This window comes from Dyella ginsengisoli LA-4 (assembly GCF_000334915.1).
Lineage (GTDB): Bacteria > Pseudomonadota > Gammaproteobacteria > Xanthomonadales > Rhodanobacteraceae > Dyella_A > Dyella_A ginsengisoli_A.
Map to the genome: position 1 here is coordinate 33,658 of NZ_AMSF01000016.1, position 14,681 is coordinate 48,338.

Sequence of the window (14,681 nt, forward strand, 5' to 3'; positions counted from 1 at the left end):
CTCTTGAACACCGCTCCGAACGGGCGCATGTCGCAGGAACCGACATGCACAGGGAAGCGCCATCGTGGAATCTTTCGTTCATCCGTTCGCCGAAGGGCTTTCGCTCCTCGCCCATCTGCTGGGCGGCAGCTACGGTCTGGCTGTCGTCGCTATCGCCGTGGCCGTCCGTCTCGTGTTGCTGCCGCTGACGTTGCGGCTGGCCGAACAGGGCTGGCACCGCCAGCAGCGGATGCGGGCGCTGAAACCGCAACTCGACGCCCTGCGCGAGCGCCATGCCAAGGACCCCATGGCCTATGCCCGTGCCGCCCAGGCGCTGAACAAACAGCACGGCATCACCAGCGGACTGGGCGGCGGCCTGCTGGTCTCCGCGGTGCAGGCGCCGCTGGGGATCGGCATCTACGCCGCGATCCGCCAGAGTGTGGCTGCAGCCGGTTCGTTCCTGTGGATCCCGCGACTGGCGCGACCGGACTTCCTGCTCGCCCTGGCCGTCGCTGCACTCACGTACGCCGCGATCACGCTCAACCCGGCCATGCCGGCGCAGATGAAGACCGCGCTGCAGATGCTGCCGGTGCTGGTCTCGTTCCTGATGGTCTGGCACCTGGCCGCCGGCCTCGGCCTGTACTGGGCCGGCTCCAGCAGCGTCAACGTGCTGCAGGCCGCGCTGCTGCGGCGACGCGTGCGGCGCCACCATTGGGCATGACCAGGCACCTGTCCGGCTATCGCTGGTTGCGGGTCGAAGGCAACCAGCGCCTGGCGTACCGCACTGGCGGCAGTCCCGAGGTGGACAAAAGCATCTTGCTGCTGCACGGCATGGCAGGCCGATCCGACACCTGGGACCGCTTTGCCGGCGCCCTGGGTAACGAGGGTTGGCGGGTGATTGCCATGGACATGCGTGGCCACGGGCGCAGCAGTCGTTCGGCAAGCTATCCGCTCACAGCATTCGGCGCCGATGTCTTCCGGCTGCTGGATGAGTTGAGGATCGACCGCACGGACATCGTCGGCCATTCCCTGGGCGCACATGTAGCGTTGCGTGTTGCCGCGGAGCAGCCGGCCCGCGTGCGCCGACTGGTTCTCGAGGAGCCGCCGGTCCCGCCGCGCGACGAGGCAAATGTCGCAACCCTGCGTGGAGCCATGCCGACCGCTTCGCTCAGCCTAGCCAGCCTGCTGCGCATCGTCTTTTTCAACCGCTTCGACTGGCGCATGAGAAGACCGACGCTCGCCACCCTGCGCAGCCCGATGCCGGAATGGTGGGACGCGCTCCGCGCAATTCGGGCGCCGAGTCTGCTGCTGTCCGGCTCGCGCAGTCACGTTCCGCTGGAACGACAGCATGCTCTGGCCTCTGCCATGCCGGATGCACGCGTCTGCCAACTGGAGGGATCGCATCGGCTGCACAGCGAGGCTCCCGAGGCATTCCTCGCGGCAGTGCTGCCCTTCCTGTTGGCTGGCTCACCCACCAGAGCCATCGATCCTGCGACGACGCCCCTGCAGTCACGCCACACGATTGCCGCTCCGGACACGTGAGCCCATGGCGGGCTTGGCCACAGGCCTGCCATGACCCAAAGAAAAAACGCAGGCCCGCAGATGCGGGCCTGCGTCGTCCTGCATGGAAACCGATCAGGCTTCCGGGCGCATATACGGGAACAGCAGCACGTCGCGGATCGAGGAGGCGTCGGTGAGCAGCATCACCAGCCGGTCGATGCCGATGCCGAGGCCGCCGGTCGGCGGCAGGCCGACTTCCAGCGCGCGGATGTAGTCGGCGTCGAAGTGCATCGCCTCGTCGTCGCCGGCGTCCTTGGCGTCGACCTGGGCCTGGAAGCGCGCGGTCTGGTCTTCCGGGTCGTTGAGCTCGGAAAAACCGTTCGCGATTTCCTTGCCGTTGACGAACAGCTCGAAGCGATCGGTGATGCCCGGGTCGGTGTCGTTCTCTCGCGCCAGCGGCGAGACCTCGACCGGGTGCTGGGTGATGAAGGTCGGCTGGATCAGCGTGTGCTCCACCGTCTTCTCGAAGATCTCCAGCAGCAGCTTGCCCCAGCCGTAGCCGTCCTTGACCTGCACGCCCAGGCGCTTCGCGTGGGCGGCCATCGCCGCGCGGTCGCGCAGTTCCTCGCGCCGGATCTCCGGGTTGTGCTCGAGCACCGCGTCTTCCATCGTCCAGCGGCGGAACGCCGGGCCGACGTCGATGGTGGCGCCGTCCCAGTGCAGCTCGGTGCTGCCGATCACCTGCTTCGCGGTGTCGCGGATCAGGTTCTCGGTGAGGTCCATGATCTCGTTGTAGGTGGCGTACGCCTGGTACAGCTCGAGCATGGTGAACTCGGGATTGTGCCGGGTCGACACGCCCTCGTTGCGGAAGTTGCGGTTGATCTCGTAGACGCGGTCGAAGCCGCCGACCACCAGGCGCTTGAGGTACAGCTCCGGCGCCACGCGCAGGTAGAGGTCCATGTCCAGCGCGTTGTGGTGGGTGATGAACGGACGCGCCGTGGCGCCGCCGGGGATGACGTGCATCATCGGCGTTTCCACTTCCATGAAGCGGCGCGGAGCGGCCTCCAGCCACTGGCGGATATAGCCAATGATGCGCGAGCGCTGCTGGAAGGTGCGGCGCGCCTCCTCGGTGACGATCAGGTCGACGTAGCGCTGGCGGTAGCGCTGCTCCACGTCGGCCATGCCGTGGTGCTTGTCCGGCAGCGGACGCAGGCTCTTGGTCAGCAGGCGCAGCTGCTCGACCTTCACCGACAGCTCGCCGGTCTTGGTGCGCATCAGCACGCCTTCGGCGCCGACGATATCGCCCATGTCCCAGCCCTTGAAGGCCTCGTACACGTCGCCCACGGTGCCGGCATGGATGAACAGCTGGATGCGGCCGGTCATGTCCTGCATCTGCACGAAACTGACCTTGCCCTGCACGCGCTTGAGCACGATGCGGCCGGCCACCTTCACCCGGCGCGCCTCGGCGTCGATCGCCTCGGCGGTCCAGCGCTCGGCGTCGGCGAACTCGGTCTTGAGGTCACCAGCGAAGCTGTCCACCGTGAAGTCGTTCGGGAAAGCGATGCCCTGGCCGCGCAGCGCCTTGAGTTTCTCGCGGCGCTCGGCGATCAGCTTGTTCTCGTCGACGGGCGGGTTCTCGGGGGTTTCGCTCATTGCAGATTCCGTAGCGGGTGGCTCGCCTGCGCAGGCAGGTGCCGGTCAGTTGGATCGTGGTGGGGGCGGCTGGCTCAGCCGCCCTTGTGGAACACTTCCTTGAAGCCTTTCTTGGTGGCGTCCCAGCCTTCGCGCGCCCCCTTGGCGATGCCGTGGCCTGCGTCGCGCGCACCGTGGCCGACCTTGATCGCCACCTTCCGCGTGGCATGGCCGACGTCACGGGCACCATCGGCGATGTCATGACCGGCCGCCCTGGTGTCGCGCTTGATGTCCTGTCCAGCCGACTGCGCCTGGGCGCTGGCCATGCCGGCGCACGCAAGCAAGGCGACAACAGACAACGGAAGGAACGTTCCACGCTTCATGGATGTCTCCTCGCAGGTTCGAACGGATGGAGCCGGTTTCCGGATCAAGCGTCGACGCGCTTGGCGCCGACCTCCAGGCCGGCCTTCAGGCTGGCCTCGACGAACTCGTCCAGGTCGCCATCGAGCACCTTCTGCGTGTCCGAGCGCTCGATGCCGGTGCGCAGATCCTTGATGCGGCTCTGGTCGAGCACGTAGTTGCGGATCTGGCTGCCCCAGCCGATGTCGGACTTGGTCGCCTCCACCGCGTCCTTCTCGGCATTGCGCTTCTGCACCTCCAGCTCGTACAGCTTGGCCGCCAGCATCTTCATCGCGGTGTCGCGGTTGGCGTGCTGACTGCGGCCGGTCTGGCAGGCCACCACGATGCCCGAGGGCACGTGGGTGATGCGCACCGCGGACTCGGTCTTGTTGACGTGCTGGCCACCGGCGCCGGACGAACGGTAGACGTCGGTCTTCAGGTCGGCCGGGTTGATGTTGATCTCGATGTTGTCGTCGACTTCCGGCGACACGAACACCGAGGTGAAGCTGGTGTGGCGGCGGTTGTCCGAGTCGAACGGGCTCTTGCGCACCAGCCGGTGCACGCCGGTCTCGGTCTTCAGCCAGCCATAGGCGTAGTCGCCCTCGACCCGGAAGGTGGCGGACTTGATGCCCGCCACGTCGCCGCCGGAGGCCTCCATCAGCTCGGTCTTCCAGCCGCGCGACTCGCACCAGCGCAGGTACATGCGCAGCAGCATTTCGGCCCAGTCCTGCGCCTCGGTGCCGCCGGCACCGGCCTGGATGTCGACATAGGCGTTGGCCGCATCCATCTTGCCGGAGAACATGCGCTGGAATTCCAGCTTGTTCACCTCGACCTCGAGCAGGGCGACGTCGCCCTGCACCGAGGCAACGGTGTCGTCGTCACCGTCGGCGGCAGCCAGTTCCAGCAGCTCGCGCGCGTCGGCGAGTCCGGCGCCAAGCCGGTCGATGCCGTTGACGACGGTGTCCAGGCGGGCACGCTCGCGGCCCAGCTCCTGCGCGCGGGCCGGGTCGTCCCAGACATTGGGACTCTCCAGTTCGCGGGTTACTTCTTCCAGCCGTTCGCGCTTGGCCGGGTAGTCAAAGATACCCCCTAAGCGACTCGATGCGGCCGCTGAGGTCCGCAATCTGCGCAAGGATCGGATTGGTCTCGATCATGGATGGTTGGCAACAGGGAAAATGGCCGGCCATGGTAGCAGAGGGCATGCGGCCGCTGCGCGCGCGGTCATGTCCGATCCGTATAATCGCGGCCTCCCGCCCCACAGCCAAGGATGCAATTATGAGGTCATGGATGATGCTTGCCGGGTTGGCGCTCGCCGGCGTTGCCGGCGCCACCCAGCGTGAACCGGCTAACGTATCGCGCCGGGACTTGGTGGCCCAGGCGACCGCCGACGCTAACGTGCCCGTTATGGCCGACGCCTACCAGCGTACCAGTGACCCGGTCACACGGGTGCTGGCGGCGATGGCCCTGGAACGCATCCATTTCAACCTGGACAAATCCAGCGAGGATGCGCGCCTGTGCGAACAGGCGCTGATCGACAGCCAGCCTGGCACCGCGCTGTTCTGCGCCCAGTACGCCAACGGCAACCTGCGACTGGCCAAGGGGGCGGCGGAGGCCACTGACGCCGAACGGGACATCATTCGCCGTTTCACCGGCAAGGTCCCGGCACAAGCCCTGCAGAAGATGCAGCAGTACGTGGACCAGTACCGCGATGTGCCGGCAATGACCGTCGATATCCCGGCCTCGGGCGCCAGTGTGCCGCTGGTGCACATCCTGCGCGACGATCGCGGGGCGCTGGAGGTCGAGGCCAATGGCCAGACCACTCGCCTGGTGATGGATACCGGCGCGGGGCCGCTGGTACTTGGAGAGGAGACCGCGCGTCGCATGGGGGTCCGCGTGCTACCGATCGCCGGGCTAACCCGGGGCCTGCTGTCGAAGAACGTACCGGTGCGCTTCGGCATCCTCGACCGGATGCGCTTCGGCCCGATCACTGTGAGCAACGCTCCGGTGGAGATCGTTGCGGGTCGCAAACGGCTGGTCGGGCTGGACATCCTGCGCCAACTCGGCGCGTTCCGGATCTCCCGGGACACGCTGCAGATCTATGGCGAGGAGACGCCCCGACCGGCCTGTCGCGAGCCGCTGCTGGTGTCCGGAGACACCTGGGGCAACAGCGTGCGCGTGGTGGTGGCCCTGCCGATAAATGGCAGCCTGCAGAACACGCTGATCGACAGCGGCAGCGCCTTCTACCTCAGCGGCAACCAGCAGGTACAGAACGAGTTGGCCACCACCTACAATCGTCGGCTGCGCATCGGCGACATGGGACCCTTGACGCATCACGCCCGGGTCAGCCAGGCCACCGCCGAGGTGGTCGTATCCGGGCAACCGATCCGCATGACCTTCGGCGTCTTTACCGATGCCAACCTGCGCTGGCCATACATCCTGGGTAGTGGCGCCCTACGCGACATGGATTTCTTCTTCGACTTCCAGCAACGCCACACCTGCCTGCTGCTGCACGACCACCTGCGCTAAGCGTTGCCTACAGCGCCTGGCTGTGCACCCCCCGCACTGCGCGGCCGGACGGATCGGCCATCGTCGCGAAAGCCGGGTCCCAGGCCAGCGCCGCCGGCGACGAACAGGCGATCGACTTGCCGCCCGGCACGGTCGCCGCGCAGGCCTCGCCCGGGTAGAACTGCTCGAAGATGCGGCGGTAGAAATAGGCCTCCTTGGTCGCCGGCGTGTTGAACGGGAAACGCGAGGCGGCCGCGGCGAACTCGCGGTCGCTGACTTCCTGCTCGGCGTGCGCCTTCAGCCCGTCGATCCAGCCGTAGCCGACGCCGTCGGAGAACTGCTCCTTCTGCCGCCACAGGATCTCCTCCGGCAGCGCGCCGTCGAAGGCCGCGCGCAGCACGTGCTTCTCGATCTTGCCGCCGCCGGCCATCTTGTGGGCGGCATCCAGGCCCATCGCCACATCGATGAACTCCAGGTCCAGGAACGGCACGCGGGCCTCCACGCCCCACGCCATCATCGCCTTGTTGGCGCGCAGGCAGTCGTAGCTGTGCAGGGCGTCGAGCTTGCGCACGGTCTCCTCGTGGAAGGCCTCGGCCGACGGCGCCTTGTGGAAATAAAGGTAGCCACCGAACAGTTCGTCCGAGCCCTCGCCGGAGAGCACCATCTTCACCCCCATCGCCTTGATCCGGCGGGCCAGCAGGTACATCGGCGTGGCGGCACGGATGGTGGTGACGTCGTAGGTCTCCAGATGGCGGATCACCTCGGGCACCGCGTCCAGGCCTTCCCAGAAGGTGTAGACGAAGCCGTGGTGCACGGTGCCCAGCGCGTCGGCGGCGACCTGCGCGGCGGCCAGGTCCGGCGAGCCCTCCAGCCCGATCGCGAACGAGTGCAGGCGCGGCCACCAGGCCTCCGAGCGGTCGTCGTCCTCGATGCGCTCGCGGGCGAAACGGGCGGCGCAAGCGGCAACCAGCGAGGAATCGAGTCCGCCGGAAAGCAGCACACCGTACGGCACGTCGGTCATCAACTGCCGGTGCACCGCCTGCTCGAATGCCTCGCGCAGACCCTCCGGCCCCTGCCCCCGGGTCGCCTCGTGATCGCGCCACGGTTTGATGTAGTAGCGGGTCAGTTCGCCGGTGGCGCTGTCGTAGACATGACCGGGCGGGAACGCGGCCACGTCGTTGCACGCGCCGACCAGCGCCTTCATCTCCGAGGCGACGCACAGCCGCCCTTCCCCGTCGTGCCCCCAGTACAGCGGGCACACGCCGATCGGGTCGCGGGCGATCACGTAGCGCTGGCTGGCGCCGTCCCACAGCGCGAAGGCGAAGATGCCATTGAGCCTTGCCACGCCCTCGCGCACGAAGGCGTCGCCGCCGAGGTCGCGGTACAGCGCGTTGATCACCTCGCAGTCCGAGCCGGTGGTGAAGTCGTAGTCGCTGGCCGCGCGCAGCTCGCGGTGGTTGTAGATCTCGCCGTTCACCGCCAGCGCCAGCGCCCCGTCGCGCGAGCGCAGCGGCTGCGCGCCAGACGCCGGATCGACGATGGCCAGGCGCTCGTGCACCAGGATCACGCCGGCGTCGACGTACACGCCGCTCCAGTCGGGTCCGCGATGGCGCTGGCGCTGCGACAGCTCCAGCGCCTGCCGGCGCAACGCAGCGAGGTCGTCACCCGGCTGCAGGTCGAACATCCCGAAGATCGAACACATGGCCTTTCCCCTCTGTCCTCAAAACCGTTGTTGGAGCCGGAAAACGCTCCTGCGTCTCCGGCGTTCCGGCCATCCATGGCCGTAAAACGAAAAAGGCCCGCACTGGGCGGGCCTTTTTCGCGTATGTGGTGCTGAAACTTGCGTCTACGCGATGGCCCGCCCGTTGAGGCGGTTGTTATTGCCATTGCGGTTGTTCAGGCCGTTCGCCGTGCACGCAGCCGCGCGATGCAGGGCATCGGCAAAGCGGGCGGCGGTGGTGAACGACGGGGTCATGGACCGACTAGATCACGACTTTTGATGCGGTGCAAGAACTATTTTCCGGACGGCCATACCGCATCAGGGCGCCAGCAGCCATTCCCGCGCCTGCTCGTACTCCGCATTGGCGAACAGGCGGAACTCGGCGGGAATCGCGAAGCGCATCGCACGTGCCGCCACCCGCAGCCAACCCACGTCGGTGACCAGGGCGACCTTTTCCCAACCGCTGAAATGGCGCATGCCGAGCTTGGCGTCGTCCCACGCAGCCTTGGCATCGAAGCCGGTGAAGTCCTCGCCGCAGTGGTACATCAGGCGCAGCTTGGGGTTCATCGCGAAGGCGGCCTCGACATCCGGCACCAGCACGTTCTCGTAGTCGGCGGCGGTGACCTGGCCACGGGCGCGGAAGCCGAGCACGCCGGCGGGAAGATCGGTGATCTGCTCGATCATGGATGACACTCCTTGCGGGACGATGTCGCCATGGCACTCCGATTGGCCCCGCCGCGCAAGCGGCACGGCGTGAAGTGGCCTCACACCGCTTCGATATGCCGCAGCAGCAGGCGCAGGCTCTCACGCCCCTGCCAGTCGTTGACCGACAGCTCGTAGGCAGCGCGCAGCACCGGTGGCGGCGCCACGCCGTGATAGGCATTGAACATCACCGCCTCGTGGGTGCGGCCGTCGCGCGGGTCGCGCAGGTCCAGGCGCAGGTGCTTTTCGCCCATCACGCGCCAGGACCGACACTCGAACACGTTGTCGAACACCGGCTCGGGAAACGCCTGCCCCCACGGCGCGGCATGCCGCAGCAGTCGCGCCAGGTCGAGGTGCAGGTGCTCCGGCGCGAGTTCGCCGTCGGTGTCGAGCACCGGCTGCAGGGGCCGTTCGCCCAGCCATTCGCGCGCCACTGCATCGAAGGCGGCGGCGAAACGTTCGAAATCCTCGACGCGCAGGCTGAGGCCCGCCGCCATGGCGTGCCCGCCGAATCGCTCGACCAGGCCGGGCTGGCGCGCGTCGATCGCGGCCAGTGCGTCGCGGATGTGGAAACCGGGGATCGAGCGCGCCGAACCACGCAGCACCTCGGTCTCGTCCTCGCTTGCCGGCGCGAACGCGATCACCGGTCGGTGCAGGCGCTCCTTCAGCTTGGAGGCCACCAGCCCGACCACACCCGCATGCCAGCTCGGCTCGAACAAGGCCACGCCCACCGCATCGGTGGCATGGGCCGCGCCGACCATCAGCTCCGCCTCGGCCACCATCGAGGCCTGCAGGTCGCGGCGCTCGCGATTGATCGCGTCCAGCTCCGCAGCGAGGCGCTGGGCGCACGACGGATCGTCGGTGAGCAGGCACTCCACGCCCAGGCCCATGTCCTCCAGTCGCCCAGCCGCGTTGAGCCTCGGACCCACCACATAGCCGAGATCGCTGGCGCAAACCGTCGCCACGCTGCGCTTGCCGGCCTCGATCAGCGCCGTGATGCCCGCGCAGGCACGCCCCGCGCGAATGCGCTTGAGCCCGGCCTCGACCAGCACGCGGTTGTTGAAGTCCAGCGGCACCAGGTCGGCGACGGTGCCGAGCGCGACCAGATCCAGCAGCACCGACAGGTCCGGCTCCATGCCGTCGCCGAAGGCCCCCTGCCCGCGCAGTGCGGCGCGCGTGGCCAGCAGCAGGTAGAACATCACGCCGACGCCGGCCAACGCCTTGCTGGGAAAGCCGTCGCCGGGCAGGTTCGGATTGACCATCGCGTCGGCGTCCGGCAACCGCTCGCCCGGCAGGTGGTGGTCGGTCACCAGCACGCGGATGCCGCGCGCCTTCGCCGCCGCCACGCCCTCGACGCTGGCCACGCCGTTGTCCACGGTGATCACCAGTTGCGGCGTCGGCTGCAGCGATTCGACCAGCGCCGCACTGAGGCCGTAGCCGTGCACGAAGCGGTTGGGGATCGCGTAGCGCACGTCGCGCGCACCCAGCAGGCGCAGGCCGCGCAGGGCCACTGCGGTGCCGGTGGCGCCGTCGCAGTCGTAGTCGCCGGCGACGACGATCGACCAGTGGCCGCGGATCGCCTCGACCAGCAGCGCGACTGCCCGGTCCATCCCGCCGAGCGCCTGCGGCGCGGCCAGCCGGGCCAGGCGGTGTTCGGCCTGTTCCGGCGAGAGCACGCCGCGCGCGGCATAGACCGCCTGCAGCACCGGGTGTACGTCGCCGGCCCAGCCCTGCGGCGGGCCCTTTGCCTGGCGTCGGCGCAGCTCCATGCTCACCGGCGCCAGAACCGCCAGCGGTGCAGCGGCTTGTGCAGCCAGCGCTCGCCGCTGGCGAAATCCAGCTGCACCGGGCGTCGCGCCAGCATGGCCTCCAGCGTCGGCCACCAGGCCTGTTCGATCTCGGCGACCGGCAGGTCCTGCAGATCGACCAGGCGGCCGTCCGCGGCATCGGCCACCGCCGGCATCGAGCGCGGCGTGGCCGGAACGCCGGCCTGCGTGGCCAGCGCGCACAGCAGCGGATCGTCGCCGATCACGCCGGCCACGCTGGCGGTGACGGAGGCCGGCAGCGTCCCGCCACCCCACAGCCACAGGCTGTTCACCGGCGGCAGGCCCTTCGCGCGACGTTCGGCGTTGAGCGGATGCTGGTGCAGCAGCACCTGCAGCTCGTTGATCAGCACGCGCCAGCGACGCCCCTCGGCACCCTGCGGCAGATGCTGAAACAGGTCCTCGCCCAGTGCCTGCTCCGGTGCGGCGAATGGCGGCAGCGGCGAGCCGTCGGCCAGCCGCAGTTGCCAGCGATCCGGCGAGGTCACCTCCAGCGCCATGCCGGCGTCGCCGAGCACCGGACGCAGCGGCTCGGCCAGCGCCAGCGCCTCGTCCATCGACAGGCCGAGCTGGCCGCAGGCAAGCAGGCGTGCGCCGTTCATCTCGGCCTGGACCCAGGCCGGATCGGCACTGAGCCATACCGCGTCGCCGGCATCGCCGGCCAGGTGCTGGCGCTGCAGCGCGGCGGCCGGCAGCGGGCGGCTCCCGGTGCCGAAGTAATGTGTCAAGCCTTCGAGATAGCCCCGCGGCCCGTCGGGCCGACGATCGGCGCGACGCAGCGCGCGGTGCAGCGGGTGATCCGGCGCGAAACGCGCCAGCGCGGGCAGCCACAGCGTGAGCGGGACGGACGTGCTCATCCGGCAGGCCTCAGGCTTCCAGTTGCTCGTAGAGTTCCAGCCATTCCGCCTCCAGCGACTCTTTCTCCTTGCGCAGGTCGGCCTGCTGCTGCCCGAGTTTCATCAGCTCGGCGGTGGAGCCGTTGTAGGTGGCCGGATCGGCCAGCTTCGCCTCCAGCTTGCCCAGCTCGGCATCGATGGTCGCCATGCGCGTCTCGATCTTCTTCACGCGCGAACGGGAGGCTTTTTCCTGCTCGCGCTGGGCGGCCGCCTTGCGGCGGCGCTCCTCGGGGGATCCCACCGGCGCGGCCGGTTTGGCGTCGGCCTTCTTCGCCTGGCTGCCGCGGGCGCGCAGCCAGCGCGCGTAGTCGTCCAGGTCGCCGTCGAACGGCTCGACGCGGGTGTCCGCCACGCGCCAGAAGCTGTCGCAGACCATGCCGAGCAGGTGGCGGTCGTGCGAAACCAGCACCAATGCGCCGTCGAAATCGGCCAGCGCGTCGGCCAGCGCCTCGCGCATCTCCAGGTCGAGGTGGTTGGTCGGCTCGTCGAGCAGCAGCAGGTTCGGCTTGTCCCAGGCGATAAGGGCCAGCGCCAGCCGCGCCCGCTCGCCGCCGGAGAAACCGTCGACCGACTCGAACGCACGGTCGCCGGCGAAATTCCAGGTACCGAGGAAGTCGCGCAGCACCTGGTTTGCCACGCCGGGCGCGCGGGCCTGCAGGTGGTCCAGCGGACTGGAGCCGGCACGCAGGCTCTCGACCGTGTGCTGGGCGAAGTAGCCGATCTTCAGGTCCTTGTGCACCTTGCGCTCGCCGGCCAGCGGTTCCAGCTCGCCGACCAGGGTCTTGACCAGGGTGGACTTGCCCGCGCCGTTCGGGCCGAGCAGGCCGATCCGCTCGCCCGCCTCGATGCTGAAACCGACGTCGGCGAGCACGGTGGAGTAACCGTCACCCGACTCCAGCGGATAGCCCGCGCGCACCTCGCCCAGTTGCAGCATGGCGTCGGGCACGCGATCGGGCTGGGGGAAGCTGAAACTGAAAGCCCGCTCGGCGCGCACCGCCTCGGTGCCGGCCAGCTTCTCCAGCCGCTTCATCCGTGACTGCGCCTGCTTGGCCTTGCTGGCCTTGGCCTTGAAGCGGTCGATGAAGGACTGCAGGTGCGCCCGCTCGGCCTGCTCGCGCTCGAAGCTGATCTGCTGCTGGCGCAGCTGCTCGGCGCGCAGCCGCTCGAACGCGCTGTAGTTGCCGGTGTAGAGCTTCGCCTGGCCCTGGTTGAGGTGCAGGGTGTGGGTGATCACGCCGTCGAGGAACTCGCGGTCGTGCGAGATGATCATCAGCGTGCCCTGGTAGCGGCGCAGCCACTCTTCCAGCCACAGCACGGCGTCGAGGTCGAGATGGTTGGTCGGCTCGTCGAGCAGCAGCAGGTCGGACGGGCACATCAGCGCGCGGGCCAGGTTCAGGCGGCCGCGCCAGCCACCGGAGAACTCCTTCACCGCGCGCTCGTGCGTCTCCGGCGCGAAGCCCAGGCCGTGCATCAGGCGACCGGCGCGGGCGCGGGCGTCGTAGCCGTGCAGCTCCTCGATGCGGTGATGCGCCTTCGCCATCGCCTCGGTGTCGCCGCGCGCCTGGGCGTCGGCCTCGTCGCGCAGCGCGGCGGCCAGCTCCTCGTCGCCACCCATCACGTAGTCGATGGCCAGGTCGGGCAACGCCGGCGTCTCCTGCGCCACCGAGGCCAGCCGCAGCTTGCCGGGCATGTCCAGCTCGCCGGCATCGGATTCGAGCTGGCCCTGCAACGCCGCGAACAGGCTGGACTTGCCGCAGCCGTTGCGGCCGATCACACCCAGCCGCCAGCCGCTCTGGATCACCAGGTCGATGTCGGAGAGCAGCAGCCGGCTGCCGCGGCGCAGGGCGAAGTGGCGAAAAGCGATCATGCGGGAAGATTCGTCCGGACCGGGCGCACGCCGCGCCCGCAGCCGCACATCATAACGGGTGGGGAACGCCCAACCCATCGCAAACACCGCAGCGCGCCGTGGCTAAGCGTCGGGGCTTCTGCTAAAACGGCGCAGCACGCATTCCGTGGAGAGGGGATCATGATCAACCGTCGTTTCAGCCTGGCACTGGCCTGCGCCCTGGCCGTCGGCGCCGTCGCGCTGTCGCCCGCCGCCCGCGCGGACAACCTGCTGATCAACCGCGTCAAGCAGGAAAAGGGCATGAACCTGCCCACCCGCGGCATGACCATGGCGCAGGTGGAAAAGAAGTACGGCGCGCCGCAGCGCAAGCTCAGCCCGCGCGGCGGGGACAGCGCCAAGCACCCGGTCATCAACCGCTGGGATTACGCGACGTTCATCGTGTACTTCGAGAAGAACCACGTGATCCACAGCGTGCTGAACACCCCGGCCGGCAACAACACCGATCCGGCGGCCGCGAAGTAATCGACCACGGCCCCGGCCTGCAGGCCGGGGCTGCCGCACCGGGTAGCCCGGTGCCTTACAATTCGCCGTTCCGTGTTTCCCCGACGAGCGAATGTCCCCGATGAACGACTCCACCCTGCGCCTGCCGGCCGAATGGGAACCGCAGGCCGCGGTGCTGATCGCCTGGCCGCACGCCGGCACCGACTGGGCCGACCGGCTGGCGTCCGTCGAGACCACCTATGCCGCCCTGTCCGCTGCGGTGACCCGCTTCGAATCGCTGGTGATCGTGGTGCCCGACGCCACCGTGCGCGCCCATGCCGAACGTCTGGTCCGCGAGGCGGGGGCCCGTCTCGACCGCGTCCGCTTCGTCGAACTGCCGTATGACGACACCTGGCTGCGCGACTCCGGCCCGATCACCCTGCGCGACGGCGCCGGTCGCTTCCAGCTGACCGACTTCCGCTTCACCGGCTGGGGTGGCAAGTTCGGCGCCGAGCAGGACGACGCACTGATCGCCGGCCTGGTCGACGCCGGCGTGTTCGGCCAGGCCGCGCACCGCCGCATCGACTGGGCGCTGGAAGGTGGCGGCATCGAAAGCGATGGCGCCGGCACCGTGCTGACCACCTGGCGCTGCCTCAACCAGCGCCATCCGGAGCAGTCCCGCGAGGAAATGAACGCCATCCTGCGCGACGGCCTGCACGCCTCGCGCATCCTCTGGCTCGACTACGGTTACCTGGAAGGCGACGATACCGACGCCCATATCGATACGCTGGCGCGCTTCGCGCCCGGCGACCGGATCGTGTACCAGGCTTGCGACGACGCCAGCGATCCCCATTTCGATGAACTGCAGCGGATGGGCAGCGAGCTGGCCGCGCTGCGCACGGCCGACGGTCGTCCGTACGCGCTGCACCCACTGCCGTGGGCCCGACCGATCATCGACGAAGGGCGGCGCCTGGCGGCGTCGTACGCGAACTACCTGATCGTCAACGGTGCAGTGCTGGTGCCCGCCTATGGCGATGCGGCCGATGACGAAGCGGCGCGGATCATCGGCGAGGCGCACCCGGGCCGCGAGGTCGTGCAGGTGCCCTGCCGGGCGCTGATCTGGCAGAACGGCAGCCTGCACTGCATCACCATGCAGTTGCCGGCCGGGCTGGTCGGCTGAGCCGACGACGTTCCACGAC

14 protein-coding genes are annotated in these 14,681 nt (G+C 68.8%); 5 read left to right on the forward strand and 9 right to left on the reverse strand.

What is annotated here, in order from left to right:
- Positions 1-64: 64 nt before the first annotated feature.
- Positions 65-700, forward strand: coding sequence for a membrane protein insertase YidC (yidC, locus tag C693_RS0104355; RefSeq protein ID WP_017461034.1), 636 nt, complete (start codon positions 65-67; stop codon positions 698-700).
- Complete coding sequence (locus tag C693_RS21080) at positions 697-1,521, forward strand: alpha/beta fold hydrolase (protein WP_017461035.1); 825 nt, start codon at positions 697-699, stop codon at positions 1,519-1,521. Before yidC ends, C693_RS21080 begins: the two co-directional genes overlap by 4 nt.
- A gap of 93 nt (positions 1,522-1,614) precedes the next feature.
- On the opposite strand, the gene lysS is transcribed toward C693_RS21080, so the two are convergent.
- The 3 genes from lysS to prfB all read right to left on the reverse strand — a co-directional run bounded on the left by lysS (position 1,615) and on the right by prfB (position 4,664).
- Complete coding sequence (lysS, locus tag C693_RS0104365) at positions 1,615-3,132, reverse strand: lysine--tRNA ligase (RefSeq protein ID WP_017461036.1); 1,518 nt, start codon at positions 3,130-3,132, stop codon at positions 1,615-1,617.
- Positions 3,133-3,206: 74 nt separating this feature from the next.
- Positions 3,207-3,494, reverse strand: coding sequence for a hypothetical protein (locus tag C693_RS0104370; protein WP_017461037.1), 288 nt, complete (start codon positions 3,492-3,494; stop codon positions 3,207-3,209).
- Positions 3,495-3,538: 44 nt separating this feature from the next.
- Positions 3,539-4,664, reverse strand: a protein-coding gene (gene prfB, locus C693_RS0104375) for a peptide chain release factor 2 (protein ID WP_100243644.1) whose coding sequence is annotated in 2 segments (ribosomal slippage) — positions 3,539-4,588 and positions 4,590-4,664 — 1,125 coding nt in all. Because the reading frame shifts where the segments join, the coding sequence is not laid out codon by codon here.
- Positions 4,665-4,785: 121 nt separating this feature from the next.
- On the opposite strand from prfB, the gene C693_RS0104380 reads away from it, so the two are divergent.
- Positions 4,786-6,036 carry a retropepsin-like aspartic protease gene (locus C693_RS0104380; protein WP_043598461.1) on the forward strand — a complete coding sequence of 417 codons (1,251 nt, stop codon included), beginning with the start codon at positions 4,786-4,788 and terminating at the stop codon, positions 6,034-6,036.
- A gap of 7 nt (positions 6,037-6,043) precedes the next feature.
- Here C693_RS0104380 and asnB read toward each other — a convergent pair whose 3' ends face one another.
- From asnB to C693_RS0104410, 6 genes are all read right to left on the reverse strand, one after another.
- Positions 6,044-7,717 (reverse strand): asparagine synthase B, encoded by a 1,674-nt coding sequence (gene asnB / locus C693_RS0104385; RefSeq protein WP_017461039.1) that lies wholly within the window; start codon positions 7,715-7,717, stop codon positions 6,044-6,046.
- Between the two features lie 144 nt (positions 7,718-7,861).
- Entirely contained in the window at positions 7,862-7,990 is a 129-nt protein-coding gene (locus C693_RS24355) for a hypothetical protein (RefSeq protein WP_017461040.1), read from the reverse strand.
- A 63-nt stretch (positions 7,991-8,053) separates the two neighbouring features.
- The gene (locus C693_RS0104395) at positions 8,054-8,419 is read right to left on the reverse strand and encodes an STAS/SEC14 domain-containing protein (RefSeq protein ID WP_017461041.1); all 366 of its coding nucleotides are present in this window, start codon (positions 8,417-8,419) and stop codon (positions 8,054-8,056) included.
- A gap of 80 nt (positions 8,420-8,499) precedes the next feature.
- On the reverse strand, positions 8,500-10,206 hold the full coding sequence (gene recJ, locus C693_RS0104400; protein WP_017461042.1) for a single-stranded-DNA-specific exonuclease RecJ: 1,707 nt from the start codon (positions 10,204-10,206) through the stop codon (positions 8,500-8,502).
- A gap of 2 nt (positions 10,207-10,208) precedes the next feature.
- Complete coding sequence (locus C693_RS0104405) at positions 10,209-11,117, reverse strand: hypothetical protein (RefSeq protein WP_017461043.1); 909 nt, start codon at positions 11,115-11,117, stop codon at positions 10,209-10,211.
- 10 nt (positions 11,118-11,127) lie between these two features.
- Positions 11,128-13,023 (reverse strand): ABC-F family ATP-binding cassette domain-containing protein, encoded by a 1,896-nt coding sequence (locus tag C693_RS0104410; RefSeq protein WP_017461044.1) that lies wholly within the window; start codon positions 13,021-13,023, stop codon positions 11,128-11,130.
- A 159-nt stretch (positions 13,024-13,182) separates the two neighbouring features.
- Between C693_RS0104410 and C693_RS0104415 the strand changes: the two genes are divergently transcribed.
- Both C693_RS0104415 and C693_RS0104420 read left to right on the forward strand, forming a co-directional pair.
- Complete coding sequence (locus C693_RS0104415; RefSeq protein WP_017461045.1) at positions 13,183-13,524, forward strand: hypothetical protein; 342 nt, start codon at positions 13,183-13,185, stop codon at positions 13,522-13,524.
- A 100-nt stretch (positions 13,525-13,624) separates the two neighbouring features.
- Positions 13,625-14,662, forward strand: coding sequence for an agmatine deiminase family protein (locus C693_RS0104420; RefSeq protein ID WP_017461046.1), 1,038 nt, complete (start codon positions 13,625-13,627; stop codon positions 14,660-14,662).
- Positions 14,663-14,681: the final 19 nt, after the last annotated feature.

Coding starts and splice junctions, on each gene's coding strand:
- C693_RS0104410 (WP_017461044.1), bottom strand. CDS start 13,023: ATGATCGCTTTTCGCCACTTCGCCCTGCGCCGCGGCAGCCGGCTGCTG.
- recJ (WP_017461042.1), bottom strand. CDS start 10,206: ATGGAGCTGCGCCGACGCCAGGCAAAGGGCCCGCCGCAGGGCTGGGCC.
- C693_RS21080 (WP_017461035.1), top strand. CDS start 697: ATGACCAGGCACCTGTCCGGCTATCGCTGGTTGCGGGTCGAAGGCAAC.
- C693_RS0104380 (WP_043598461.1), top strand. CDS start 4,786: ATGAGGTCATGGATGATGCTTGCCGGGTTGGCGCTCGCCGGCGTTGCC.
- C693_RS24355 (WP_017461040.1), bottom strand. CDS start 7,990: ATGACCCCGTCGTTCACCACCGCCGCCCGCTTTGCCGATGCCCTGCAT.
- C693_RS0104395 (WP_017461041.1), bottom strand. CDS start 8,419: ATGATCGAGCAGATCACCGATCTTCCCGCCGGCGTGCTCGGCTTCCGC.
- C693_RS0104405 (WP_017461043.1), bottom strand. CDS start 11,117: ATGAGCACGTCCGTCCCGCTCACGCTGTGGCTGCCCGCGCTGGCGCGT.
- asnB (WP_017461039.1), bottom strand. CDS start 7,717: ATGTGTTCGATCTTCGGGATGTTCGACCTGCAGCCGGGTGACGACCTC.
- C693_RS0104420 (WP_017461046.1), top strand. CDS start 13,625: ATGAACGACTCCACCCTGCGCCTGCCGGCCGAATGGGAACCGCAGGCC.
- lysS (WP_017461036.1), bottom strand. CDS start 3,132: ATGAGCGAAACCCCCGAGAACCCGCCCGTCGACGAGAACAAGCTGATC.
- C693_RS0104415 (WP_017461045.1), top strand. CDS start 13,183: ATGATCAACCGTCGTTTCAGCCTGGCACTGGCCTGCGCCCTGGCCGTC.
- C693_RS0104370 (WP_017461037.1), bottom strand. CDS start 3,494: ATGAAGCGTGGAACGTTCCTTCCGTTGTCTGTTGTCGCCTTGCTTGCG.